General features: G+C 34.3%; 2 protein-coding genes. Both read left to right on the top strand.

Annotated features, from left to right (window positions below; genetic code table 11):
• On the top strand, nt 1-1221 hold a 1221-nt coding region (locus tag LCI24_RS16855), incomplete at its 5' end, for a hypothetical protein (RefSeq protein WP_274641420.1).
• Nucleotides 1222-1284: 63 nt separating this feature from the next.
• A partial coding sequence (locus LCI24_RS16850; RefSeq protein ID WP_274641419.1) for a site-specific integrase occupies nt 1285-1797 on the top strand: 513 nt, incomplete at its 3' end.

Below are 1797 nucleotides of genomic sequence, written 5' to 3'. Positions count from 1 at the left end.
AAAGCCTTTTTGAAAAAGAGGAAGTTGTTAGCTAACACAAATGAGTACATCGGCAAGAGCGGAGTAATCGGAGAACACGTAAACCGCCTGCTGATGTATCTCATATTTACAAGCAGAAAAACTAGCAATCCTTTACACTGTATTAGCTTAGGAAGCTCAGGAGCAGGAAAAACACACCTACAATCAAAAGTAGCAGAATTAATACCTGAAGAAGACAAAGTAGAAATTACGGTATTAAGTGCCAATGCTTTTTATTACTTCAATAGAACAGAATTACAACACAAACTTATTTTAATAGAAGATCTAGATGGAGCAGAAAGTGTACTCTACCCTCTTAGAGAATTACAATCTAAAAAGAGAATAACTAAAACCGTAGTACACAAAGACAGTAAAGGAACTACAAAAACCATACACTTAACAGTAGAAGGTCCAGTATCGGTAGCAGGTTGTACCACTCAGGAAAGCATATACGAAGATAATAGCAACCGTAGTTTTTTATTATACATAGATGAAAGCGAAGAGCAAGACACTAGAATAATGCAGTATCAACGGTTAGCCACTGCAGGAAAGCTCAACGAAGAACAAGAGTTTTTAGCTGCGGAGCTTCTCCGCAATGTTCAACGAGTACTAAAACCAATAAAAGTAATCAATCCGTATGCAGAATACCTAGAGTTACCACAATCAGTATTTAAACCAAGAAGAACCAACTCACACTATCTACAATTTATCAATGCCATAACTTTTTACAAACAATATCAAAGAGAGAAGCAATACAACAAAGAAACAGGAGAAGAATATATCGAAACTACTATCGAAGACATACAAGAAGCAAACGAACTCATTACTGAAGTACTACTAAGAAAATCAGATACCATCACAGGAGCTTGCAGAAATTACTTAGAAAAATTAAAGAAATATCTAACAAAAGAAAATCAAACCACTTTTACAGCTATAGAAATCCGTAAACGATTAAAAGTAAAGAAGACTACACAATGGAGGTATCATAAACAGTTACTAGAAAACTACTACATCAAAACAGCACAAATAAAAGGAGAGAAACTATACAGATACGAAGTAATAAATCCTAATGAATACAAAGAGTTAGAAGAAGCAATAAGCAAGTCGTTACAAGAATGTATTACTAAAATAAACAGTTCCACTGTTCCAAGTCGTTCCACTAATAAAATGGAACGGTTAACTAAAACAAAAACAATAAATTAACTTACTGTTCCATAAAATCCCCAAAAAGGTCAACCGAGGTAGATAAAATAAATAGTTCTTACTATGAAAAAATTAAAGCTACATAACAAGCATTACAAAACACTATTACAATCCTTTACCGAGTGGTTAGACATTTTAGGCTATGCTCAGGGTACAGTGTATTTAGTCCCTATAAAGGTGCAAGAGTTCTTTTACTGGTTAGAATCCCAAGGGCATCCCCACATTAGTAATGTTACTCCCGCTTTAGTAAGTAACTATTATGAATATTTAAAACAACGTTCCAACCAGTACAAAGGAGGTGCTTTAAGCAATACTTATCTCAATATGCACCAAACAGCACTACGAAAACTACGAGATTATTTAATAGCCCATAATGCAGATACACTCCTTAGAGTTCATTTAATGGCGGAGAAAAATGATACAGAAGAACGCAGTAATATTTTAACCCAATTACAAATAAAAACACTTTTTAAAGCAACAGAATACAGTCATACTTGGTATCGTATACGTTTACGAGATAAAGCTATACTTACTTGCTTATATAGTTGCGGGCTACGTAGGTCAGAAGTCATGAAC

Origin of the sequence: Tenacibaculum larymnensis, assembly GCF_028829235.1 — a bacterium.
GTDB lineage: Bacteria > Bacteroidota > Bacteroidia > Flavobacteriales > Flavobacteriaceae > Polaribacter > Polaribacter larymnensis.
Note: the sequence above shows the minus strand (reverse complement) of the source record. Positions and strands in the feature narration are given on the sequence as shown.